The organism is Brevibacillus brevis NBRC 100599 (genome assembly GCF_000010165.1).
Lineage (GTDB): Bacteria > Bacillota > Bacilli > Brevibacillales > Brevibacillaceae > Brevibacillus > Brevibacillus brevis_D.
Genome location: NC_012491.1, coordinates 5,048,690 through 5,071,699, shown reverse-complemented (window position 1 = coordinate 5,071,699; position 23,010 = coordinate 5,048,690). Strand labels below are relative to the sequence as shown.

Here is a 23,010-nt window from a genome sequence, read left to right as displayed (position 1 = left end):
TTGACGAGATCACTTATTAGAAAGGAAAATCGCGTCTATGGACTTGAAAAAACTACGCTACTTTATTGCAGTAGCAGAAGAACTGCATTTCAATCGCGCTGCGAGTAAATGGAATATGACGCAACCTCCTTTGACTCAACAAATTCAAAGTCTTGAGGAAGAACTTGGTGTGAAACTATTGGAGCGGAGTACAGCTACAAAAAAGAAACTTTCAAACTAAGAAAGTTTTCTTATCTACGTAGTGAAAGTTCAAGATTTGAATGGAGTGTTTAATAAAATATGAATGATTTATTGGTTGTATTACTAGGTGAAGCTACTTTGATCTTATTCGATATAATTGGAGCCTATATATTTATATTCTTATATTTCCGACTTTATCAAAAAATTAAGCTATCTTTGAAACAACAACTTTTAGTAGTTGCTATTTGGATTATCGGTCACGTAATTATAAGATTAATCTTTTAAGAAACAACTAAGAGATGAGCATTGCTCGTCTCTTAGTTGTTAGTTCTATATGTTATTGTTTTCCAAACAATACATTTCCAATAGAATTTTTGGCAACTGAGGTTACAGCTCCACCTGTATCTCTTAAGTTGCTTTTAACATGATCAACTACCTTATTTTTCGTACTTTTTCCTGGTGCATATCCTGCATGAATACTCGTCTTTTTCATAGAGCGTCCTTGACAGGGAAAAACAGAGATGGCATGGCATGGTCTGGTAAGGGGGAGGATACTCTTTCTGTTGCCCCAGAGACACGTCCTGAGACAGTCAGAAATGGGGTGATTTTGCATTTTCTCAGGTAGTCCCAATTGTTGACCATTCTAACAATGTGATAGTTACGATGTCGGCTTTCTCTTCGTTAACGAACTGTATATAGACGTTATATGGATGCTGTGCCACTTGACCTAGCATGACTTTTTTAACTTTCAAACTCATTTTCTTTCATTCCTCTCTTTCACTGGGATGTACCATTACCTATAAAAAATATATGATTCGGAGCACTCCGTATTCTAGACCAAGGTTTGTTAATTATTCACATTTTCTGCAATCATTTGCCGCTATGATGAGAGATGGATGTGATACCTATGAAGAAACAAAGGAAAATCCTCTTTCTCCTCATATTAGTGGCAGGAACTCTGCTCGATTGGTCCAGTAGTCAGCACAAACAGGACGTCGATCTGTACACGATAGGAATTGTGATTGCCAATGAGGATCGAAAAGATAAAGTAGCGGGATTAAAGGCGGGATTACAATCGTTAGGTCTCGGTGAAGGAGTACGTGTTCAGTATGCGCCTGTTTATTTGAATACGGCTCAAACTCTTGAAGAGGAGCGCTCCCTTGTCCAAGATTTGATATCTAAAAAGCCTGATGTCGTCGTCACGACAGGGGCGCACGAGACTTTTTTGATTCAACAGGAGACAACGACGGTTCCTATCGTTTTTATTGGTGTCGCCTCATTGGTCGAGCTACCACTTGTTGAGACAGCGGGGACGGTTACGTGTGGAATCAGCAATGGCCAAATGAATGTGATTGGGAAAAGGTTGGAGCTGACAACGCGTTTGTTGCCTGACGCCAAGCGCATCCTGATCATTGCCGATTCTCATGCTCCTACGACAGAGCAAGCCATCGTAGAAGCAAGGTCAGCTGCTTCCTTGCTCGGTGTTCACTTGCAGGTGGAGCAGGTTGCTTCCCCAAGAGATTTAGAGCTATTGCTCAGTAGGCTCTCTCCAGGAGAATACGACGCCATGCTTCCTTTACCTAGCTATGTTCTGGAAGACGCGATTACCGATTGCTTGCCTCTTTTGATCGAGAAGCAATTGTTTGTCATGGGCTCTTACCCCGAGCAGGTGAAGGCTGGTTTGTATGCCGCTTACGGCGTTTCTTTTCATGCACAAGGCATGCAGGCTGCTCATATGGTGGCGCGGGTGTTGGATGGAGTGCCGCCTACCGCTCTGTCTATCGAATGGCCGGATGACGTGCGATTCGTTGTCAATGCGACTTCCCTGTCCAAGCTTCCGATTACCGTAACCGATCAACAGTGGTCACTGGCACAGGAATGGTATGGAGTGAAGGACAAATGAGGAGGAGCAGACTACCGCGCATCAATCGACTGAAGACAAAGATGCTCCTGTTTGGACTATGCATGTCCATCATCCCTTTTCTGATTCTTGGTTCTATCAATCTGCATACCAGTAAAGAAAAGGTTCGAGAAGAGGTGGACAGAGCCAATCAGATCTACGTGGAAAATACGTTGGCGCAGTTGGATATGCTTTTTTTACATACTTCCCAATCCATGCAGGTGGTTCAGCAGCGTTTTCTCAATGAGCGCCCTAGCGATGAGGATGCTTATTTTTTGTTGAATACGTTATTGAAAACCTCCCCTTACATGGAGGAGGTCGCGCTTTTTCATCAGGATGGAGAGCCGCAGTTTTTGCTGAATCGCTGGAAGCACCAAAGACTGGACACAACCAGGGAGCAAGACAACCAACTTCTTCCCACCATCCAGGCGGGAAAGTCATACATCGGAAGCATCGTCCGATCAGCGGAAGGGAAGCTGCTGGTAACGGTCGCGATCCCTCATGTATCTGCCAACGGTGTAAAAGGCGGCATGTACGCCAAGCTCAATGTAAAGCAGTTGCTCGAACAAGTCACGCTGCGAGCCCGATATGAAAACGAGGCCTATTTGTTTGTCACAGATGGGAAAAGCGATCGGTTTGCAGATCCGTTTATGCTGGGCAAGCCTTCTGATGGCTCCTTGACCTATTATGAACAAGCGGTTCCTCCCTCCTGGACACTACCAGATCGAACAGACAAGCCTGTTATCCGTACGTATCAAGCCTCCAATGGAGATGTCATGGTCAACTATGCCATGCGCTCCGCTGTCACACATTGGGTCATTATGCTGGAGCAGTCGAGCCAAACGGCGTTTGCTGCCTTTTCAAAATTGGAACAGTCTCTGCTCTTTACGACCTTATTCATCGCACTTATCGTGTTGGGGATTAGCATTGTGTTTTCTGTCTCATTTAGCCGATTAATGGAAATGATCGAATCCGCTGTGCAAAAAATCGCAGGTGGCGACTTATCCGTGCGAATACCAGTGACGACCTCAGATGAAATTGGCAGACTAGCAGCGTCCTGCAATGAAATGGCACAGAGTCTGGAGACGAAGACCAATCAGCTTCTGGATGAAAAGAAACGGCTTGATCTCGTCGTCAGTGGCATGGGGATGGGGCTGATTCTCGTAGATGAATCTTTTCGCATTCGCTGGATTAACCAAACAGCGTCGGCGTGGTTCCAGGATGCGGCGAATCCCCTGGGGAAAGACTGCCACCTGACGATTGGTCAGCAATTCAGTTCATGCAATAGTTGCATGCTCCGAACGCGACAAATGGTAAACGAAAAGCAGACTGACCTTATTTCGTCTAGAGTCGATCAGGATGGACGTGTCCGCTCTTATCGCCATCAGGTTTTCCCTCTGCATCCGGAGAAAGAGTCGTCTGCTTTTCTAGAGGTTATCGAGGACATCACGGAGAAACGAGAGCTGGAAGCCGCAATCGCACAAGCAGACAAGCTCGCTGCTATTGGACTCTTGGCGTCGGGCATCGCTCATGAAATCAATAATCCATTAGGCATTCTGTCGTTGTATGGACAAGACTTGCGAGACCGTCTGGTGGAAGAGGATATTCGAGATTTACAGGACACAGGAGAGCTGACCCAATACTTGGACACGATGGACAAACAAATTAACCGCTGCAAGGAAATCACGACCCGATTGCTCCACTTTTCGGGGAAATCACCCGTTATCGTAGAAAAAGTAAATATTCATCAAGTCCTATCAGACATTCTCATTCTTCTGTCCCATGAAATACGTGTCAAACAGGTAACGGTGAACCAGTCTCTGTCGGCCTCTGCACCGTTTCTTCTTGCTACCCCTGGACAGCTTCAGCAGATTTTGCTCAATCTGCTAACCAACGCGCTGTACGCGACCGAGGAGCGAGGAACTATTGAGATAGCAACGGATTCTCCATCGGTTGATAGACTCCGTCTGTGGATCAGAGATGATGGATGCGGAATACCCGCAGCAGATTTGCCACACGTTTTGGAGCCCTTTTATACAACCAAGCCTCCTGGAAAAGGGACTGGTCTCGGGTTATCGGTCTGCTACGGGATTGTGATGAATTTAGGCGGAGAAATCGAGATCGAAAGTACGCCAAACATAGGCACGACTGTTACGGTCATCCTGCCGTCGGCAAAGGGGGAATGAACAAAAGATGCACACTGACACACGTATACTCATTGTTGATGACGAAGCAGATTTCCGCCATCTATTAACCAGTCGATTGAAGAGAAAGGGATATACCACGCTGGAAGCATCTGACGGAATCAGCGCACAGAAGCTAGTAACCAGCGAAACGATTCATGTCATTCTGCTTGATTTGAAAATGCCCGGGATGGACGGTCTCTCCTTTCTGCAATGGTGCAAGGAAACCTCTCCTGCGATTCAAATCATTGTTGTGACGGGACACGGAACCATCGAAACAGCGATCGAAGCAATGAAACGCGGCGCTTATGATTATTTGACAAAGCCTTACAACCTCAATGAATTGGAGGTTTTGATTTCCAAGGCCGTCGAAAAACAGCAGTTGACCGAGGAAAACCAACAGTTGAGAGAAGCTCTATCGACAAATGGAAAAACGACGTTTCAAATCGTTGCGGAAAGCCCGAAGCTAAAAGAGGTCCTAGCTACTGCCAAGCGAGTAGCCAGTACGGATTTTCTCGTTCTCTTGAAAGGGGAAAGCGGGACAGGGAAGGATGTCATCGCGAGACTCATATATGAGTATAGTGAGAGAGCATCAAAGGCATTCGTACCGATCAATTTGGGAGCAATACCAGAAACGATGCTGGAAAGTGAACTGTTCGGGCATGAAAAGGGAGCCTTTACAGGCGCAACTGCTCAGAAAAAGGGACTGGTAGAGATTGCCCATCAAGGAACGCTCTTTTTGGATGAAGTAGGGGATTTGCCTTTTCCTTTGCAGGTCAAGCTACTCCGTTTTCTGGAAACCGGTGAATTTCGCCGAATAGGGAGCCCGATTTTGCACAAGGTGGATGTTCGGATCATCGCTGCTACCAATGCCGATCTGGAAAAGAAAGTGGAAGAAGGAACGTTTCGATCCGATCTTTATTTCCGGCTGCATGTCATGGATATAACGATTCCACCTCTCACGCAGAGAAGCGAGGACATTTTGCCACTGTCTGCTTTCTTTTTGAATCGCCTCAAGCGTAAGTATCCAGTCAAACCGCTTTCTGTGAAAGCGCAGGCAGCTCTTTTGGCCTACTCATTCCCGGGGAATGTTCGGGAGTTGGCTCATATGATCGAACGCGCTGTCGTTTTGGCAAAAGGAGAGGAGATTGACGACAAGGATCTCTTTCCGCATGAACAGCCAGTACCGAGCAACCCGTCAGATCGAAAGCTCACTACATCAGCAGAAACGGGCGAGGAAGAGGCATTTTTACTGAAAAATGTAGAGCGAGAACATATCAAGCATGTGCTGGATGTTTCCCAATGGAACAAGACCAAGACAGCTGAGAAGCTAGGGATCAGCGTACGTAATCTGTATCGAAAAATCGAAGAGTACGAGCTGCGACCGTGACATTTTGTCGCGGACTGACCATGACATTTTGGCATGGTCTTTTCTTTTTCTTGCTCTTTGGAAGCCCCAAGTCGCTCGTTTTCCAGCTTTTATGGCTTGGCACGCCTCTTGCTACTCTTCCCCTAGTGAATACACGATCAACATGGAGGAGTGAGACCTATGATCAAGAAAGAGAAGACAGGCTGGAAGAAGCTGTCCATGGTTGTAGTGGCGATGCTGGTCTTTGCTGGCTGCGCTACACAGCAGACCGCCCAACCCACCTCAACAGCGAGTGAGGCCAAAGATAAAACAGCGAGTGGGGCATCGGGAGCAATCAATCTAGATTCCTACACCCCGCCTAGTATGGACAAGGTGCCAGAAGGGCCATTGGGAGAATCGATTAAGTATGGACATAAGTTAATGAATGAAACGAGCACAGTGATCCCTGAATACACAGGGAATAAGCTCTCCTGCTCTAGCTGTCACGGTAATGCCGGAATGGATGCGACCTCCCCTCTAACGGGTGTCACCGCAGTCTACCCCCAGTACATTCCAAGGTCTGGCAAAGTGGTTACCATTGAAGATCGCATCAATGGTTGTTTTCAACGAAGCATGAACGGAAAGCCATTGCCTTACAACAGCGATGAAATGAGAGCGATGGTAGCCTATCTGTCGTATATCTCAACAGACGTACCAGTAGGCATTAAAGAGCGCCCGTGGATAGAGAAAAATGATATGAAGAGCGTACCTCAACCGAATGTGGCAAATGGAGAAGCTCTCTTTCAAAAATCGTGTTTACAATGCCACGCAGCTGATGGTTCAGGTACAGGACCAAACTCTGGACCAGCCCTATGGGGGGATAACTCCTTCAATATTGGTGCAGGTATGGCCCGTATTTCCAAAGCTGCTGGCTACATTCAGCGCAATATGCCTCTAGGGGAAATGGGCGGTATTAAGCAAGGCTCGTTAACCGATCAAGAAGCAGCGGACCTAGCTGCCTATATTTTGTCCAAGCCGCGTCCGGACTTTGCCAAAAAGGCACAAGACTGGCCAGCTGGAGGCGTTCCAAAGGATGTGCCGTATGAAGTAGACAGCGCCAAGAAGAAGCAATAGGAACTCAATACCGAACCCCAGAAAGGGGACTGTCCCAAAAGTTATAAAATGACGGAGGGGTAGTCCTCTTTTTGATAAAATGGAAGGATCAGTAACCAAATTATTTGGTCATTCTTGATCAAGCATGGCGTATTTCAAAAAAGGAGGCGCAAAATGAGTAAAACCTTTCACAAAGGCATTATTTTCGATATGGACAATACCTTGCTGCAATCCAGGATCAATTTTGCCGAGATGAAGCGGGCCATTTTTCAGCTATGGGTGGACAATGGGATCGTTTCCCCAACACTTGAGTGGGAAAAGCATACCGCATCACAGCTCATTGAGACCGGGCGAAAAGCAGAGCAAATGACGAGAGAGCTGGAGCAAGCGATGTGGGATGCGGTAACCGCGATCGAGAAGGAAGGGATGCATGGCGCTGTGCTGGAGCAGCACGCGGTAGAAGTGTTAGAAGAATTGAAGAACCGCTATCAGCTGTATATTCTGACCAACAACGCTTATGCCGCTGCGGAGGAGGCTTTGAACGAGACGGGGATCGCCTCTTACTTTGACGAAATCGTCGCCCGCGAGCAGATGACGACCTTGAAGCCATCTCCATCGGGCATTCACTATATTCGCAGCCGCAAGCCAGATTGGCCTGTTTCGGCTTGGACGATGATCGGGGATTCGTGGATCGATGGTAAGGCGGCATGCGATGGACAAGTTGCTTTTATTGCCTATCAAGGGAACGAGCAGGACATGGAGCGAAATGGTGTTGTGCCAAGGGCATACATTAGGGATTTAAAAGAACTACTGACGGTCCTCGAAATGTGCGAGCAAGGGTAAAGTGCACTTCTCCCATAAATGATTACAGACTATCGCGAAAAATATGCTATACTTTGCCTAACTGAATACCAGCCTTCAGGGTAGGGTGCAATTCCCGACCGGCGGTAATGACGAACGCACGTCTGAGCCCGCGACTCGCTATCGTAAGCAGTTGATAGCGACTGACTTGGTGCAAATCCAAGGCCGACGGTACAGTCCGGATGGGAGAAGGTATTTGGAACGGCCTGTTTCGCTGTTTTTTTTTCAAAAAACGGTAGAAGCAAGGCTTCTTTCTGAACGCCCTGAGCATAATATTCATGGGCGTTTTTATTTTTCATAAAACTTCATAGCGACAATCTTCAGGGCAAGGTGAAATTCCTGACCGGCGGTAATGGCGTACGTACGTCTGAGCCCGCGACTCGCTGACCACACTTGCAGCGACTGATCTGGTGAAAGTCCAGAGCCGACGGTACAGTCCGGATGGAAGAAGATTTTGTGCTTTCTTCATTTGTTTTTTGGAAAAATGAATGAGGTAAGGCTTCTTTCCCTATGCCCTGAAACGCTTTGAGGTTTCAAGGGCTTTTTGTGTTGTTTGGCTGGAATGATGGAACAGAAAGGAGTGCGGTATGGAACAGGACAGCAAGTACATGGATCTGGCGCTGGAATTGGCACGATCGGCACGAGGTCAAACCAGTCCGAATCCCATGGTCGGAGCTGTGATTGTGAAAGATGGAACCATCGTCGGAATGGGAGCGCATCTGCGAGCAGGAGAGCCCCATGCTGAGGTGCACGCACTGCGGATGGCTGGGGAAAAAGCGCAAGGTGCGACCGTGTACGTGACCTTGGAGCCTTGCAGTCACTATGGGAAGACACCGCCGTGTGCAGAGGCATTGATCGCAGCTGCTGTACGTCGTGTCGTTGTAGCGACGCTCGATCCGAATCCATTGGTGGCGGGAAGAGGAATGGAGATGCTGCGGGCAGCAGGAGTGGAAGTAGCGGTGGGCGTGAGAGAAGAGGAAGCGAAGGCGCTCAATGAAGTCTTTTTCCATTACATCCAAACAAGACGTCCATTTGTGACGGTAAAGACGGCCAGTACATTGGATGGAAAAATCGCTTCGTTCACTGGACACAGTCGATGGATTACTGGTGCAGAGGCTCGGGCAGAGGTGCATGAATTGCGCAGGCAGCACGATGCGATCCTCGTTGGAGTAGGGACGATTCTCGCGGATGACCCACTGTTAACGGCGCGCCAGGAAGAGCAGCGTTTTGGAAGCCAGCCAGTTCGCGTGATTTTGGACAGTCAATTACGGACGCCGCTGGATGCCCATGTCGTCCAGAATGCAGATGCGAAGACATGGATCTTTGCGACAGATACAGCTCCAAAGGAGAAGCAGGAGCTACTTGCGGCAAGAGGAGTAAAGGTCATCACAACGGCAGGGCCAATTCGCGTGGAAAAGGTGCTGGATACGTTGGGAGAGCTGGGAATTACCTCGCTGCTTGTGGAAGGTGGGCAGGAGGTCAATGGCTCCTTTTTGCAGGCGAGAGCGATTCAAAAGGTCGTGAGCCATATCGCGCTAAAGCTGATCGGGGGAAGCAGTGCACCTTCGCCATTCGGAGGTCAAGGCTTTTCGACGATGGGAGAAGCGGTACAGCTGGCAAATGTCACGATCACGCCGATCGGGAAAAGCGATGTACAGATCAGCGGGTACCCACAATGGGAGGATCAGATGTAGCGAGTGAGGAGGAGAGAGCATGTTCACAGGACTGGTCGAAGAAGTGGGCGTGTTGGAAGCGATTCAAGGGAACGAGCAGGCGAGACGACTGGTCATCCGCGCACAGCAGGTACTCGAAGGGGTGAAGCTCGGTGACAGCATCTCGGTCAATGGTATTTGCCTGACCGTTACTTCTTATACCAATCGCCAGTTTAGCGTCGATGTGATGCCAGAGACGATGAATAAGACGAGCTTGCGCCAATTACGCAGTGGGCAGCGAGTGAATTTGGAGAGAGCGATGCGGCTGGGGGACCGATTCGGCGGGCATATCGTCTCCGGACATGTAGACGGGACCGGAATGGTTGCTTCACGAGAGGTGAATGCGAATGCTGTCGTATTTCGGATCGAGGCCAAACCGCAGCTGTTGAAGTACGTTATTGCCCGTGGATCGATTTGCATAGATGGCATCAGTCTCACTGTGGTGGAGGTAAACGATAGCGGTTTTACCGTTTCGATCATTCCGCATACGCTGGCGAATACGAGTCTTGCAGACAGACGCCCTGGGGACTTGGTAAATCTCGAAACGGATGTCATCGGCAAATATGTGGAGCGTTTGTTAGGTTATCAAAACCATGGCAGTACAGAAAAATCTGGCGGGCTCAGTCTAGCCTTTTTACAGGAAAACGGCTTCGCGTGAATAGGAGGGAGAAAGCATGTTTCACAGCATAGAAGAAGCATTGGAAGATTTGCGTCAGGGCAAGGCGGTCATCGTGGTAGACGATGAGGATCGGGAAAATGAAGGAGATTTTGTCTGCATGGCCGAAGCGGCTACGCCTGAAATGATCAACTTCATGGTCACACATGGCAGGGGACTCGTTTGCGTACCGGTGACAGAAGAGCACGCGACTCGCTTGCAGCTGGCTCCGATGGTGAATGCCAATACAGACAAGCAAGGAACGGCTTTTACCGTGTCTATCGATGAAGGGAGTACAAATACAGGGATATCTGCTCATGAGCGCTCTCAGACGGTCCTGGCGATGCTTGACGAGCAGAAGGACGCAGACGATTTCCGCAGACCGGGACATATTTTTCCGTTAATCGCGAAGGCTGGCGGTGTATTGCGCAGAGCGGGACATACGGAGGCGGCAGTTGATTTGGCTCGCTTGGCGGGGGGCATTCCAGCGGGAGTGATCTGCGAAATTATGAATGAAGATGGCTCTATGGCACGTCTGCCGCAATTGGTAGAGATCGCACGCCGCTTTGATCTCAAGCTGATTACCATTGCAGACTTGATCGCGTATCGGATGCGGACGGAATCCATGGTGAAAAAGGAAATTGAAGTGCAGCTTCCGACCGCCTACGGTGATTTTCGGATTGCCGCTTACACGAATGAGCTGGATGGCAAAGAGCATGTAGCTCTCATCAAGGGAGAGATCGGACCGGATGAGCCCATTCTCGTCCGCGTGCATTCGGAGTGCTTGACAGGCGATATTTTCGGCTCTTATCGCTGCGATTGCGGCCCACAGCTGCACGCAGCATTGGAACAGATCGAAGCGAATGGACGCGGCATTTTATTGTACATGCGCCAGGAGGGCAGAGGCATTGGCTTGATTAATAAGCTGCGTGCCTACAAGCTGCAGGAGGAAGGCTTGGATACGGTTGAGGCCAATGAAAAGCTAGGATTCGCCGCTGATCTGCGGGATTACGGTATCGGTGCGCAAATTTTGCGGGATTTAGGCGTGCAACGCATGCGGCTTTTGACCAACAACCCACGAAAAATCCGCGGGCTTACCGGTTACGGATTAGCAGTGGAAGAACGGGTGCCGCTTCAAACGCCGGAGCATCTGCACAACAAACAGTACCTATCAACAAAACAAGAGAAGCTGGGTCACCTGCTTCATCTGAACGGATAAGGAGAGGGAATAAACAATGAGAACATTCGAAGGACATTTGGTTGGAACAGGCTTGCGTGTAGGGATTGTGGCAGGACGCTTTAACGAATTAATCGTAAGCAAGCTGGTCGGAGGGGCTCTCGATGCCCTGAAGCGTCACGGCGTAGAGGATGAGCAGGTAGACGTGGCATGGGTACCGGGAGCGTTTGAAATTCCGTTGATCGCCAAAAAAATGGCGGAATCCGGTCGCTATGATGCGGTTGTTACATTGGGAGCTGTCATTCGTGGCTCCACTCCACACTTCGATTATGTCTGCAATGAGACCGCAAAAGGAGTTGCGTCTCTATCACTATCGACTGGGATACCCGTTATTTTTGGTGTTTTGACGACAGACAATATCGAGCAAGCCATCGAGCGAGCAGGAACCAAAGCAGGCAATAAAGGCTGGGAAGCAGCAACGGCAGCGATCGAAATGGCTAACTTATCTAAGCAGTTCGCCTAATCATTTCATATGAGTAGCGAGATAGTTCAACGGGGGCTTCGGCTCCCGTTTTCTATTTTTTTTGGATAAAGTAACCACAGATAGGTCAAAGTAAGAAAGATTTTCCTGAAAAAAAGGGGGATCTAGCATGAAGCCGACTGATTGGTGGAGAGCGCAAGTAGAGGCCATACAAGCAAAGCAGCGCAGCAGTTCGGTTCATGCGCGGCGAAGCGAACAAATTACACCGGATATGGTAAAACAACGTATGCAAAACGTGGATGACCTCAGCAGCTTGTCATTGAAGATGAATGACGAGGAGGTACACGTTTTTTTTCTCGATACGCTGGTGGATGTGTCCCAGATTTATGAGAATGTCTTTCTTCCGTTGCAGCGTTCCGATGGTAGAGATCCGATGGAGGCGCTCCCTTTCTCACAGGAATGTCTTCTTAACGATATGGAGACGTTGATGAGTAACTTGCTACGCGGTCATACCATCTTGTTTTTTCTGGAAAGGGATCTCATTCTTCATGTGAATACATTTCAGGTCGCGCATCGTTCCATTACGAAATCCGAGACGGAGGCGACCGTCCTTGGACCGCAAGACTCCTTTGTTGAAATGCTGGAGATCAATTTGTCCTTGCTTCGGAGAAGACTCGCTACACCTCATCTGAAAGTATCGAGCTACACGATCGGCACCGAGGCGCACAACAAGGTAGCCGTGATTTATTTGGAGAACATCGCGAACGCGGAAAATGTGGAGCGCGTGAAAAAAAGGATCGACAATGTCATTTACCATAGATTTGTCGGGATGCCTGTCCTAAAGCAAATGCTGGAGGACAAGCCGTACTCTCCGTTCCCGCAGTTTGGCTTGACGGGTCGGCCTGACAATGCAACAGCAGCTTTGCTGGACGGCAGGATCGTAATCATGCTGAATGGCAGCCCGGATGCCGCGATCTGTCCGACGTCCTTTCTGGAGATGTTTAGCAGCCCCGAAGACTTTTACAATCGATGGTCTACGGCGAGCTTGCTACGGATGATTCGTTTTTTCGGATTGTTTATCACCATTATGCTCACCTCCAGCTACGTCTCTGTCTTGACGTACCATCCGGAAATGCTTCCTCCCGCTTTGCTGACGATTTTGTCTGAATCGCGCAGTCGGGTGCCTTTTCCACCCGTGATCGAGGTGCTCATTATTGAGCTCGTCATCGAGATCTTGCGGGAAGCGGGGATACGCATGCCGACTAAAATCGGTCAGACAATCGGTATCGTTGGCGGTATCGTGATCGGGACAGCCTCTGTACAAGCAGGGTTAGCCAGTAATATCCTGATCGTCCTTGTTTCTGTATCGGCATTGCTTTCTTTTGTGCCACCCAATTTTTTGATGAGTAATGCGATTCGGCTCGTTCGCTATGGTTTCATCCTGATGGCAGGTGTATTGGGCATGTACGGCCAGATGCTGACACTGGCGTTTTTATTCGCGCATTTACTCAATTTGACTTCACTCGGTACGCCGTACATGGCCCCGGGAGTTCCGCGTCAATGGACGGATTTGATGAATGGTCTCGTACGTGCACCATTGAGGTTTATCGTCAATCGCAACCGCATGTCCCGGGCAAAGCAAAAGCATGTCCGGCCAGTTGGGGAGGACTAGGGGGGATGGATAGAGGGAGAATTGCCAGCCTGAATCCGATCCTGGTAATCGGATTGATTATGAATACGATGGTGGGTGTTAATTTACTTGGATTGGCTCATTCTGCTAGCAAACTAGGCTACAATCTGTGGTGGTCTCCGATTTTGTTGGGAAGCATTGTCAGCTTAACGTTAATTCCAATGATGGCCTTGTGTCGTCGCTATCCAGAGGATAATCTTTTTCGGATTCACGAAAAGCTGTTGGGAAAATGGCTGGGACGCTGTTTCAATGTGCTGATTATCCTCTACGCCATTCTGAGTGTATCTACCGCCAATGAAGGATATGTTAGGCTGGTGCAAACCTCCATGCTGAACAATCAGACAGTCACATTACCTTTGATCGGATTGACTTTGGTCATGGTCTACATTACAAATGGCGGCATCAAATTGATCGCGCGTTTTTGTCTGCTAACCTTCTTTTTTACGGGCTGGATGGTTTTTCTTTTGCAGTACGGATTTCAAAAGGGAGGAATCACACATATTTTTCCTCTTATTAATACCGATTGGCGCAGTATAGCCGAAACCATACACAATTCTTCCGCGAGCATGCTGGGGTATGAATTGGTCCTGTTTTTCTATCCATATATCCAAGAGAAGAACAAGGCACACAAGCATGTGCTGATTGGGGTATGGAGCGTGGTTTTGTTATACGTCCTGATTCTGATCACAAGCGTATCTTATTTTTCCGAATGGCAAATGGACAATCTCATTTATCCCGTATTGAATTTGTTTAAGGCTGTAGAGCTGTCTTTTTTGGAGCGGATCGAAAATCTCGGGATTGGTCTCTGGGTCTTCCTCATTCTCAGCACGAGTACGGGATACTTGTGGGTTGCCCGTACCGGTCTGGAAGAAATGGCAGGCAAGATGAAGCTGTGGCATCTGCTTTTACCGACAATCATTTCGTTTCTATTCATTGTGGGGCCATTATCTGTAGAAAAACAACGCTACATTTATGACAAGGTTTCTGTTTATATGGCCTATGGACTGATCTTATGGCCGATTTTTTTGTTATTGATTCATTCCTTGAGGTTCGGTAGAGGAGAGCGGGTATCATGAAGAGGGCGAGCAGGTTCATTGCGACGGTTATCCTCTTGCTCAGCCTTTGCGGTTGTGGGGGCGAACTTGAACGGCCGACACTGGAAGACATGGCCATGATTGGGGTTATGGGCTTCGATTATGTGGATCGTAAAAAGATAGATATCACCGTATCCGTACCGGTTCCCTCCAAAAATAAAGAATCCACGCAGGTATACGCTACATATGCCTCGATGACGAGTGAAGCGATGCTTAATCTCGCGACAAAAGCGGAGAGGACTATGTCCCTCTCACAGTTGCGCGTGATTTTGTTCGGGGAAGAATACGCACGCAAAGTAGGGATCGGAAAAGTCATCCTTGATCTCTATCGCAATCCGATTGTCGGAGAAAATGTACACATTGCCATCGTAAAAGGAAAAGCGAAAGATGTCATCAAAGGAACCTATAACCACAGTCCGGAAATCAACACGTATATGAACAACTTGCTCCATCCGCGAATGGAAACGGCCTTTTCGTCTTTTGCGACCATTCACGATTTTGTTTTTATGATGACCAGCAACACGATGGACCCCAATCTTCCTTATCTTATCCGCAGTGACGGAGAGATTCAGATCACCAAGGTGGCCCTTTTTCGAGTGGACAAGATGATTGGAATATACTCACAGCGAGAGGGAAAGCTGGTTCAGGGGTTTCTGGGTAGAAAGCGCTTGCCCCGTATGAGCTTCGAGTTCAAGCACGAAGCGAAGACAGGTAAAAAACAAACGGAAAAGGTCGTCTTCGATTTTGTACGGGCAAAAACGAAAGTAAGAAGCAATGGCAACATGAAAAAGCCTGTCATCCACATCGATCTTCGGGTGAGAGGGATGCTGGTGGGCTATTCAGGCAGCAAGGATTTGGAGAAGCGGGGGCAATTTCGGACCATGGTTCAAGAGCTTGAGAAACGGATCAGTAAGGAAAGCATGGAGATGCTGGTACGTTTTCAAAAGCAAGGGGTTGACCCGGCGCAGATCCAGGAGAGCATTCGCCAAAAATATGTTGGCAAATGGACACGCGAAACGGGTCTCGCCCTTTATAAAAAAGCGAAATTCAGTATCAAAGTTCATGTGGACATTGTCGGTTTTGGCACACTGAAATAAGGAGCAGCAGCATTTTCGCTGTGGTTAGAACAGACGCTTGAATTCACGCCAGATCGCACCCAAAGTCCGGCGATTTACATTTTGGAGCTTGCCGTACAACAGGTTCGTCAAACCAATAAAGGTGAGCTCCTGATCTTTCGTATACGGATACCAATTGAACTCACGCTTGCGTTTGCCCGGATCATGGATGACAGAAATGCTATGCGTAAAGGCTTGCAATCCTGAAGGCCCGCGATAACGGCCGATGCCACTCTGTTTGACCCCGCCAAAAGGAAGATGGGGATTGGCGTAGCTGATAATGACGTCGTTGATGCACACATTGCCGCTATCGAGCTGACGAGCTACGCGATCCGCTTTTGTTTTATCGCCAGACCATACGGAAGCATTCAGCCCGTACGGCGAGCTGTTAGCCAGGCGAACAGCCTCCTCTTCGGTGGCAAAAGTCATGATGGGCAACACTGGACCAAAGGTCTCTTCCCGCATGATTTTCATGTCAGATGTCACGCTTGTGAGAATGGTCGGCGCGATATACATGCTGTCAGAGGAAGGAAGCCCTCCGGTGACCGCAGTCGCGCCAGCGGCCAGTGCTTCGTTCACATGCTCACGGACAATGCCGATTTGTTGGGAAGACGTCATCGAACCGACCTCGGCCTGATCTGGATAGCTTTGGCGCAATGCTTTTGTCTTTTCGGTGACCAGCTTGAGAAAATCAGGATATACCTTTTCATGGACAAAAAGCCGTTCGACAGACATACACACCTGTCCCGAGTTCGTAAAAGCCCCCCACACCGCACCATTTGCTGCCCGCTCCAGATGAGCGTCTTCGAACACGATCATCGGGTCTTTGCCACCCAGCTCCAATTCAACAGGGATCAAATGTTCCGCCGCCGCCGCCATAATTTTTTTACCTGTCGCAACAGAGCCTGTAAAAAATATTTTATCTGGGCGAGCAGCCACTAGCGCCTGTCCAGCTTCGCGTCCCCCATGAAGGACGGTCACGACTCCATCTGGCATTGAAACAGCGGAAAACACTTCTTCAATGAGCAGTCCGGTAGAAGCAGTCACCTCGGAAGGTTTTAAAATAACGGTATTGCCTGCTACGAGGGCTGATAATACAGGAATGATGGCAAGCTGAAACGGATAATTCCACGGAGAGATGACAGCGACGACACCCATTGGCTTGTAGTGGATATACGATTTCTTCGGCCACAGCACGATAGAGGTTGGTACCGGCTGATCGGCCAGCATCTGATAAGCATGTTTTTCATAAAAACGGATCGTGTCGACGGTGACGAAAATTTCGGTCATGTACGCTTCCAGCGTAACCTTTCCGGTAGCCTCACTAATTTTTCGGGCGATTTCTTCGCCATGATCGACTAAATAGTGCCGCAACCGAGTCAAATAGTCCAGACGCTCGGCCAACGATGTAGTAGACCAAGCTGGAAAGGCAAGGCGCGCACGTGCCACCGCGTCTTCTACTTGTGCTGGAGTCGCTTCCTGTAAAGAGCCAAGCTGCTCACCAGTGGCGGGATTTAGCATAGACATGACTGCCATCATGAATCACCTCGATTCAGGAGATTAGAATTCAGTTGAGAAGAGTGTATGCATCAAATGGGCAAAGGTCTGTTCAAAGCAGGCAATCGCTTCTTCCGGACTCTGTAACTCATCGAGTAAAAATTGAAAAAGGAATCCGTCGATTGCAGAGTAAATGAGTGAGATTGCGGAGTCTTCGTCGATGGTCAATGAGGTTTGTTCTTCGAGCTGCAATCGTACGAGCATACGAGAGATGAGCTGATGCAGACGGGATCGAATGACTTTTACCTGTTCACCAAACACTGGAACGTACATGGCCTGTACCTGCAAGTCATACCAGAGCCGATGCAGCTTTCGATCTTCTTGTAGACTACGGCACAAAACACGGCCTAAAGCTGCTGACCATTTTCCAGATGGAGCTGCGAGTACTTCGCGTTCCAGCTCCTCCATAAAACGTCCTTTGTAGCTAGAGATTACAGCGAGCAAAAGCTCTTCTTTGCTTGAAAAGTAATAATGCAGAATGCCAAGTGAGACACCAGATTCCTTGGCAATGTCGCGCAGGGAAACAGCAGCATACCCTTTTTCAGCCAAACAAGCAGTCGCTTGCTCAATCAAAAATGCCCGTTTTACTTCGGCTTTTTTCTGGGTAGTCACTTTCTCACCTCGTTTTTTGGACAACTGTCCAGTTTTTCTGTTTTTATTGTATTTTTACGGATGATGTCTGTCAATGAAAATAGCTGCCCATAAAAAAGAAGCGGCTTCATTGCCGCTTCTTTTGCCGTTCCCATCGTCGTAAATACGGATAAGGATCAAATGACCAATCTGCGCCACCTGTCTCCCGGTACATACCGTAATGCAGATGGGGAGGGAATTTGCCAGAAGTGCCGGGCTTCCCATAACCAGAGCTGCCGATATATCCGAGGACTTCTCCTGGCTCCACGATGTCACCTGGCTTCAACCCCTTTTTAAACGAGGACAGATGTGCAAAGTAATGGTACACATTGCCCATGTCACGCATGCCGATTCGCCATCCGCCAAATCTGTTCCAGCCGATTACTTCGATGACTCCGTACGCTGTGCTGAGGACAGGGGTACCGTGACTCGCAAAAATATCTGTCCCCTCGTGGATGCGACGACCACCCCAGCCGCGTGGCGCCCCCCATGTACTGCGGTAGCTGTAATCGTACCTCGCGGGGATAGGAAAATGCCGCTCATCTAGGTCCAGGTGTTGATACTTTGCATACACCTGCGCGAACTGCCTGATCGTCTTCACGGAACGATCCCGCTGATAGTACGACCAGAGACCGATTTGCCAATCTTCGTGGGAGAAGCCGTACTGGGATAGGTAATGTATGAAAGTAGTGAGTGCATCGAGATCGTTGTGACGATCTGCGACACCATCGCCATCTCCATCCATCCCAATCCCTTGAAAAAATTGGATAGATACCGGATTCGTATCCTCCGCGTCAGGATTGAACGCTCCTGCCCAACGATCACTTGGGATGTCCACAGCTGTTAGCCGCGAAACGTTTTCCTGCTCCTGCTTCTTTCGGCGTATTTTCATGGTACGCTCGTATTGATCAATTGCTGCTAAATAATTCCACGGAATGCCGTACATCGATTCCAAGCGCAAAAAAACTTGCAGGCGCTCTTGAAGAACCGGGTCTTGCTCTTTGGCGGACGGAGCGATTCCGGCGGCGGATTCTAGTGGAGAAATAGCTGCAACCACGCACAAGCTGATCTGAATGATTAGGCGGAAAACTCGCATGCCGTCTCCCTCCTGCCTCGTAGTCTTTTGTTGTAGTTTCTGCCAGTTGGAGTGAATTATCCAAGATACTTTTGGAAGGGCTTTTGGTTGTTATTGAGGAAAGTTTTGTAAATTTGCGGTAAAAGAGGCAGGAGCACACCCTATCGTCAAAGAATTGAAATCTGGAGGAGTGTATTCCTTAAAAATCGTCATGAGGAGGCTGTGTGATGAGCAAAAAAGTGTTGATTGTAACAGGCGACGCTGTAGAGGCACTGGAGGTTTTCTATCCGTATTACCGCTGCTTGGAAGAAGGGTATGAAACGGTCATTGCAGCGCCCAGCGTGAAAACCCTGCACACCGTTTGCCATGATTTCGAAGCACACAGTGAGACATACACAGAAAAGCCAGCTTATCAGCTTCCCGCCCATGTTGCCTTTTCGGACATTAATCCTGAGGCGTTTGACGCTTTGATTATTCCGGGAGGACGAGCACCAGAGCATATCAGGCTCAATGAACACTTGAAGCCGATTGTCGCGCACTTCTTCGAGACGAACAAGCCAGTCGCAGCTATCTGCCATGGCTCTCAAGTATTGACGATTGTTCGTGAGCACTTAGCCGGTCGTGAAATCACAGCGTACCAGGCTTGCAGACCCGATGTAGAAGCGTGTGGAGCGATCTACCAAACGGAAACGCTCCATGTCGATGGTAATCTTGTTTCCGGACATGCTTGGCCAGACTTGCCAGGCTTCATGCGTGAATTCCTCCATTTGCTCAAGTAAACAACCAGTTCCCCAAACTTCCGTCATTGCTGGCGGAAGTTTTTTTCGTTCTGACAATGCTTTTCATCCAGCCTTTTCCTCTGTATCATAAAGGGAAAATATGTTCGTCTGTTTCATGTGAGGAGTGGAAATAATCGTGCTGTCATTTATTCATACAGCGGATGTCCATCTGGATGCGCCGCTTCAAATGTTGGGGGAGCGCTACGAGCTGCGTCAGGATGATTTTCGTCAAACGATGAAAAGAATCCGTGACCTCGTTCCGGAAAAGGAAGCAGACTTCTGGCTCATTGCTGGAGATTTGCTGGAATACCACGGGGGAAGACGATCCACTGCCTTGTTTTTACGTGATCTTTTTGCCAGCATCGCACCAATCCCTGTCGTGATCGCACCTGGCAATCACGATCCGTGGCGAGCGGATTCGTTTTATCAAACATTAGAATGGTCGGGGAACGTCTACTGGTTTACACCCGAGTGGGGGGTGTATGAATTTCCCGAAAAGTCGTGCGTGATTTACGGCTGGGGCTTCGGGCAGCCACATGTGTACGAGTCGCCACTCGATACATTTCCAGGAAAATTGGAAGGGTATACCCATCATCTGATGGTTCTGCATGCCAGTGTGCTTTCCAATTCAGGAGAAGGAGAGCATCATCCGTATGCGCCTGTCACCTTGCAGCAGCTTGTACAGACGGGAATGGATTATGTTGCGATGGGACACATTCACAAGCCGGAATCATTCATGCATCCTGTCAAAAAACAACCGTTCGCAGCTTACCCAGGCTCTCCAGAAGGATTGACGAGCAAAGAAGCGGGAGAACGACATGTTTTGTATGGAGAGCTGGATCATGATGGTAGGTTGCAGCTGACGGCGATTCCTGTCCAGTCACGCAAAATTCAAAAGCTGGAAATCAAAGCGAATGGAGTCGAAACAACTGAGCAGCTCATTGATCGAATGGAGCAGCAACTCATGGAGGAAAACGACTCCGATATGATGTACATCACGCTGATAGGGGAGCGAGCAGCCCATTTTCAACCTCCCTTGTCCGTCCTTCAACAGCGATTTTCCCGATTTTTTTTGTTGCAGCTGACAGACCAGACTTGGCCTGATGTGGATGAGGACAAGCTGATCGCAGATGGTGGCGTTTGGGGGAGATGGCTTTCCAAACTGGCAGAGGCAGAGTCCCGTGCGCAAAATGAGGACGAGCGAGAAATCGTCAGGCTAGCCAAACAAGAGGCTCTGGCGCGGATCGGAGGGACCATTCGATGAAAATAGAGGAGTTAGTGCTGGGGAGCTTCGGAAAATGGCAGGATGCTTCCTTTCGTTTTGCTCCGGGCATCAATCTGTTTTATGCTCCCAATGAGTCAGGAAAATCAACCATCTTACAAGGCATTTTCGCTGCCTTGTATGGAATGAAACGCGATTACGTCAAAACGGCGCGATACTTGCCTGAATATGAAAAGTACCGTCCGTGGCAGAGTGGCTCATATGAAACGATTATTACGTACAAATTAGCGGGCAAAACCTATCGTCTGCACCGTCAATTGACGAAGGAACGGGAGGAGGCACGCCTCTTTTTGGACCCCGAATGGACGGAGCTGACTGAGCTTTATTTGGAAGACAGGCGCAAGGAACGGAATTTTATCGAAAAGCATACGGGCCTTACACGCAGTCTATTTACGGATTTGACGTGGATCAGAAGGGAACCGCTTCAAGCGGCTGAGCATTTGATTCCGACTTTTACGACTGCGGAAGAAGCCAATCCGGCTGTCCAACAAATTTTGGCGGAGCTGGATCGAGAGGTTGCCCTCATCGGTAAAAAAGAACGGGCCGAAAATACACTTTTGGGAAAAGCCGCTACGAAGGTGGCGCAAAAAGAGCAGGAGAAAGAAAACGCAAAGGTAGCTTGGCGAACAATCAGCCAACTGACACTGCAAATAGCGGAAGCGAAAGAAGAATGTCAGCAATTAGAACTGCGGCGAAGCCGATTGCAGCAGCATCTGGAGCGTTCGATTGGACAAGCAAAAGTGTTGCAGGAACGCTGGCAACGAAGCCATGCTCCTGTCAGTCAACAAGACTGGGAGTGGTGGGAGCAAACAGCTCATTCAGAGGGTGAATTGGCCATTCATCAAGAGGCAAGACGAGGTCTCACTCAGGTAAACATGCCGACGGTAGCCGTACAACAGATGGATGACCAGCTTATCCCCTTGCAGCACGATTATGAAAAAGGCGCACAATTGCTCAAACAACGAGAAGCACTACATATTCGTTTGGCGACATTGGCTGTATCCGCCCTTTCTTCAAGTCCGCGAAGATCAGCATCACGCAGCACCCGACAAGACAATCAGGCAAAAAGGAGACGGGGAGCTGCCCTAATGTGGGGCGGCGCAGGGATATTGTCTGTTCTCGGGTTAATCGGCTTTGTAAGTGGACATCCCATTCTGGGTGGGATTTCTGCGACCGTCGCTTTGTTGCTGTTTGGCTTTGGGGTTTTCTTGCTGCGAGTAGGCGGGAGTACGGGCGGAGTCAAACAGACAGCAGATCAAGATGCGGTACAGGATAGTCAAAAGGTACAAGAAGAGATCGCTTCCATCGATGCTGAGGTCACCACACTCGTTCAGAGATGGGGGGCGAGTAATTGGGATACATTTTTGGAAAGACGGGAAGGGCTACTGAAAAGCACAAACAAGCAACAATCTGAGCAGCTTCTATCGGAAATGGCGAAAACGAAGCAGGAAGCTGATTTGTCTGCTAGCTGGGGTGAGGCACTTCGCAACTTGCTGGATCAGGAAAAAAACGCGCTTGAAACCGAGCAAGGCAAATTACGCATCGAGATGGCAGGGATTGAGGAGAGACTGCAGGAGCTGCGGGAACAAATGGCAAGAGGAAGTGGGGAGATGGTGGTTCACGAGAGCCTGTCATTATCTCGCGCAACGGATGAGCTTGAGGAAGCCCAGGTAGCACTTCGTCAGCTGCAAAATAAGCGAGATGCCCTTCAGCTGGCTCGGGAAATGCTGCAGGAGGCAGTAGGGGAATGGCGACGAGATAGCACACCCGCTGTCAATCAGCAGGCTTCGGAGATCATCGAGCATATTACAGGGGGAGCGTATCGAGATGTTAGACTCGATCCCCGTGACGGATTTGCCGTTCGTTTGCTTGCGCCGACTAAACAAATGGTACTCGAGCAGGACCAATGCTCCACTGGGACTATCGATCAGCTTTACCTTGCCCAGCGTTTAGCCTTGATGCATCATGCCAAGCAGGCGGAGCCATTGCCTCTCTTTTTCGATGATCATTTTGTCCATTATGATGAAGAACGCCTTCGTCGAACGCTTGACTATGTCACCATGCTGGCACAAGAACATCAAGTGTTTCTCTTCACCTGTCATGAGCGAGAGCTGCGCATGCTTGCGCCATTGCTTCGCCAAGAGGAGCGCCATGCCGTTCACCGAATCGGGTAATTGT

At 48.9% G+C, this 23,010-nt stretch carries 19 protein-coding genes, 1 pseudogene and 2 riboswitches; of the genes and pseudogenes, 16 read left to right on the top strand and 4 right to left on the bottom strand.

What is annotated here, in order from left to right:
- Positions 1 to 37: 37 nt before the first annotated feature.
- Positions 38 to 190: pseudogene (locus BBR47_RS24105) on the top strand (LysR family transcriptional regulator); the annotation flags it as partial.
- A 327-nt stretch (positions 191 to 517) separates the two neighbouring features.
- On the opposite strand, the gene BBR47_RS30995 reads toward BBR47_RS24105, so the two are convergent.
- Complete coding sequence (locus BBR47_RS30995; protein WP_155801109.1) at positions 518 to 673, bottom strand: hypothetical protein; 156 nt, start codon at positions 671 to 673, stop codon at positions 518 to 520.
- Between the two features lie 414 nt (positions 674 to 1,087).
- On the opposite strand from BBR47_RS30995, the gene BBR47_RS24095 reads away from it, so the two are divergent.
- From BBR47_RS24095 to BBR47_RS24040, 12 genes are all read left to right on the top strand, one after another.
- Positions 1,088 to 2,083 (top strand): ABC transporter substrate-binding protein, encoded by a 996-nt coding sequence (locus BBR47_RS24095; RefSeq protein ID WP_041749621.1) that lies wholly within the window; start codon positions 1,088 to 1,090, stop codon positions 2,081 to 2,083.
- Positions 2,080 to 4,266 (top strand): sensor histidine kinase, encoded by a 2,187-nt coding sequence (locus tag BBR47_RS24090; protein ID WP_041749620.1) that lies wholly within the window; start codon positions 2,080 to 2,082, stop codon positions 4,264 to 4,266. Before BBR47_RS24095 ends, BBR47_RS24090 begins: the two co-directional genes overlap by 4 nt.
- 7 nt (positions 4,267 to 4,273) lie before the next feature.
- Entirely contained in the window at positions 4,274 to 5,653 is a 1,380-nt protein-coding gene (locus BBR47_RS24085; RefSeq protein WP_015893054.1) for a sigma-54-dependent transcriptional regulator, read from the top strand.
- A gap of 159 nt (positions 5,654 to 5,812) precedes the next feature.
- Positions 5,813 to 6,745, top strand: coding sequence for a c-type cytochrome (locus BBR47_RS24080; RefSeq protein ID WP_015893053.1), 933 nt, complete (start codon positions 5,813 to 5,815; stop codon positions 6,743 to 6,745).
- A gap of 153 nt (positions 6,746 to 6,898) precedes the next feature.
- Positions 6,899 to 7,567 carry an HAD family hydrolase gene (locus tag BBR47_RS24075; protein WP_041749619.1) on the top strand — a complete coding sequence of 223 codons (669 nt, stop codon included), beginning with the start codon at positions 6,899 to 6,901 and terminating at the stop codon, positions 7,565 to 7,567.
- 67 nt (positions 7,568 to 7,634) lie between these two features.
- Positions 7,635 to 7,783, top strand: a riboswitch (FMN riboswitch).
- Between the two features lie 114 nt (positions 7,784 to 7,897).
- A riboswitch (FMN riboswitch) is annotated at positions 7,898 to 8,042 on the top strand.
- 130 nt (positions 8,043 to 8,172) lie between these two features.
- The gene (gene ribD / locus BBR47_RS24070) at positions 8,173 to 9,279 is read left to right on the top strand and encodes a bifunctional diaminohydroxyphosphoribosylaminopyrimidine deaminase/5-amino-6-(5-phosphoribosylamino)uracil reductase RibD (RefSeq protein ID WP_015893051.1); all 1,107 of its coding nucleotides are present in this window, start codon (positions 8,173 to 8,175) and stop codon (positions 9,277 to 9,279) included.
- Positions 9,280 to 9,298: 19 nt separating this feature from the next.
- Entirely contained in the window at positions 9,299 to 9,955 is a 657-nt protein-coding gene (locus BBR47_RS24065; protein WP_015893050.1) for a riboflavin synthase, read from the top strand.
- Between the two features lie 16 nt (positions 9,956 to 9,971).
- Positions 9,972 to 11,171, top strand: coding sequence for a bifunctional 3,4-dihydroxy-2-butanone-4-phosphate synthase/GTP cyclohydrolase II (locus tag BBR47_RS24060; protein ID WP_015893049.1), 1,200 nt, complete (start codon positions 9,972 to 9,974; stop codon positions 11,169 to 11,171).
- Between the two features lie 16 nt (positions 11,172 to 11,187).
- Entirely contained in the window at positions 11,188 to 11,652 is a 465-nt protein-coding gene (gene ribE / locus BBR47_RS24055) for a 6,7-dimethyl-8-ribityllumazine synthase (protein ID WP_015893048.1), read from the top strand.
- 127 nt (positions 11,653 to 11,779) lie between these two features.
- Positions 11,780 to 13,282, top strand: a complete 1,503-nt coding sequence (locus tag BBR47_RS24050; protein WP_015893047.1) for a spore germination protein — start codon at positions 11,780 to 11,782, stop codon at positions 13,280 to 13,282.
- A gap of 5 nt (positions 13,283 to 13,287) precedes the next feature.
- The gene (locus BBR47_RS24045; RefSeq protein ID WP_015893046.1) at positions 13,288 to 14,376 is read left to right on the top strand and encodes a GerAB/ArcD/ProY family transporter; all 1,089 of its coding nucleotides are present in this window, start codon (positions 13,288 to 13,290) and stop codon (positions 14,374 to 14,376) included.
- Positions 14,373 to 15,491 carry a Ger(x)C family spore germination protein gene (locus BBR47_RS24040; RefSeq protein WP_015893045.1) on the top strand — a complete coding sequence of 373 codons (1,119 nt, stop codon included), beginning with the start codon at positions 14,373 to 14,375 and terminating at the stop codon, positions 15,489 to 15,491. The genes BBR47_RS24045 and BBR47_RS24040 overlap by 4 nt, the downstream gene beginning before the upstream one ends.
- 24 nt (positions 15,492 to 15,515) lie before the next feature.
- On the opposite strand, the gene BBR47_RS24035 is transcribed toward BBR47_RS24040, so the two are convergent.
- The 3 genes from BBR47_RS24035 to BBR47_RS24025 all read right to left on the bottom strand — a co-directional run bounded on the left by BBR47_RS24035 (position 15,516) and on the right by BBR47_RS24025 (position 18,792).
- On the bottom strand, positions 15,516 to 17,048 hold the full coding sequence (locus tag BBR47_RS24035; protein ID WP_015893044.1) for an aldehyde dehydrogenase family protein: 1,533 nt from the start codon (positions 17,046 to 17,048) through the stop codon (positions 15,516 to 15,518).
- Positions 17,049 to 17,069: 21 nt separating this feature from the next.
- Positions 17,070 to 17,678 carry a TetR/AcrR family transcriptional regulator gene (locus tag BBR47_RS24030; protein ID WP_015893043.1) on the bottom strand — a complete coding sequence of 203 codons (609 nt, stop codon included), beginning with the start codon at positions 17,676 to 17,678 and terminating at the stop codon, positions 17,070 to 17,072.
- A 106-nt stretch (positions 17,679 to 17,784) separates the two neighbouring features.
- Positions 17,785 to 18,792: a M23 family metallopeptidase gene (locus BBR47_RS24025; RefSeq protein WP_015893042.1), complete on the bottom strand. Its 1,008-nt coding sequence runs from the start codon at positions 18,790 to 18,792 to the stop codon at positions 17,785 to 17,787.
- A 206-nt stretch (positions 18,793 to 18,998) separates the two neighbouring features.
- On the opposite strand from BBR47_RS24025, the gene BBR47_RS24020 reads away from it, so the two are divergent.
- The 3 genes from BBR47_RS24020 to BBR47_RS24010 all read left to right on the top strand — a co-directional run bounded on the left by BBR47_RS24020 (position 18,999) and on the right by BBR47_RS24010 (position 23,006).
- Positions 18,999 to 19,550: a DJ-1/PfpI family protein gene (locus BBR47_RS24020; protein ID WP_015893041.1), complete on the top strand. Its 552-nt coding sequence runs from the start codon at positions 18,999 to 19,001 to the stop codon at positions 19,548 to 19,550.
- A 136-nt stretch (positions 19,551 to 19,686) separates the two neighbouring features.
- On the top strand, positions 19,687 to 20,814 hold the full coding sequence (locus BBR47_RS24015; RefSeq protein ID WP_041749618.1) for a metallophosphoesterase family protein: 1,128 nt from the start codon (positions 19,687 to 19,689) through the stop codon (positions 20,812 to 20,814).
- Positions 20,811 to 23,006: an ATP-binding protein gene (locus BBR47_RS24010; RefSeq protein ID WP_015893039.1), complete on the top strand. Its 2,196-nt coding sequence runs from the start codon at positions 20,811 to 20,813 to the stop codon at positions 23,004 to 23,006. The genes BBR47_RS24015 and BBR47_RS24010 overlap by 4 nt, the downstream gene beginning before the upstream one ends.
- The last annotated feature ends 4 nt before the right edge of the window (positions 23,007 to 23,010 follow it).

Excerpts from the sequence above, each read along its gene's own strand:
- BBR47_RS24035 (WP_015893044.1), bottom strand. The coding sequence starts at position 17,048 with ATGATGGCAGTCATGTCTATGCTAAATCCCGCCACTGGTGAGCAGCTT.
- BBR47_RS24050 (WP_015893047.1), top strand. The coding sequence starts at position 11,780 with ATGAAGCCGACTGATTGGTGGAGAGCGCAAGTAGAGGCCATACAAGCA.
- ribD (WP_015893051.1), top strand. The coding sequence starts at position 8,173 with ATGGAACAGGACAGCAAGTACATGGATCTGGCGCTGGAATTGGCACGA.
- BBR47_RS24095 (WP_041749621.1), top strand. The coding sequence starts at position 1,088 with ATGAAGAAACAAAGGAAAATCCTCTTTCTCCTCATATTAGTGGCAGGA.
- BBR47_RS24080 (WP_015893053.1), top strand. The coding sequence starts at position 5,813 with ATGATCAAGAAAGAGAAGACAGGCTGGAAGAAGCTGTCCATGGTTGTA.
- BBR47_RS24025 (WP_015893042.1), bottom strand. The coding sequence starts at position 18,792 with ATGCGAGTTTTCCGCCTAATCATTCAGATCAGCTTGTGCGTGGTTGCA.
- BBR47_RS24045 (WP_015893046.1), top strand. The coding sequence starts at position 13,288 with ATGGATAGAGGGAGAATTGCCAGCCTGAATCCGATCCTGGTAATCGGA.
- BBR47_RS24010 (WP_015893039.1), top strand. The coding sequence starts at position 20,811 with ATGAAAATAGAGGAGTTAGTGCTGGGGAGCTTCGGAAAATGGCAGGAT.
- ribE (WP_015893048.1), top strand. The coding sequence starts at position 11,188 with ATGAGAACATTCGAAGGACATTTGGTTGGAACAGGCTTGCGTGTAGGG.
- BBR47_RS24065 (WP_015893050.1), top strand. The coding sequence starts at position 9,299 with ATGTTCACAGGACTGGTCGAAGAAGTGGGCGTGTTGGAAGCGATTCAA.
- BBR47_RS24085 (WP_015893054.1), top strand. The coding sequence starts at position 4,274 with ATGCACACTGACACACGTATACTCATTGTTGATGACGAAGCAGATTTC.
- BBR47_RS24075 (WP_041749619.1), top strand. The coding sequence starts at position 6,899 with ATGAGTAAAACCTTTCACAAAGGCATTATTTTCGATATGGACAATACC.
- BBR47_RS24090 (WP_041749620.1), top strand. The coding sequence starts at position 2,080 with ATGAGGAGGAGCAGACTACCGCGCATCAATCGACTGAAGACAAAGATG.
- BBR47_RS24020 (WP_015893041.1), top strand. The coding sequence starts at position 18,999 with ATGAGCAAAAAAGTGTTGATTGTAACAGGCGACGCTGTAGAGGCACTG.
- BBR47_RS24060 (WP_015893049.1), top strand. The coding sequence starts at position 9,972 with ATGTTTCACAGCATAGAAGAAGCATTGGAAGATTTGCGTCAGGGCAAG.
- BBR47_RS24040 (WP_015893045.1), top strand. The coding sequence starts at position 14,373 with ATGAAGAGGGCGAGCAGGTTCATTGCGACGGTTATCCTCTTGCTCAGC.
- BBR47_RS30995 (WP_155801109.1), bottom strand. The coding sequence starts at position 673 with ATGAAAAAGACGAGTATTCATGCAGGATATGCACCAGGAAAAAGTACG.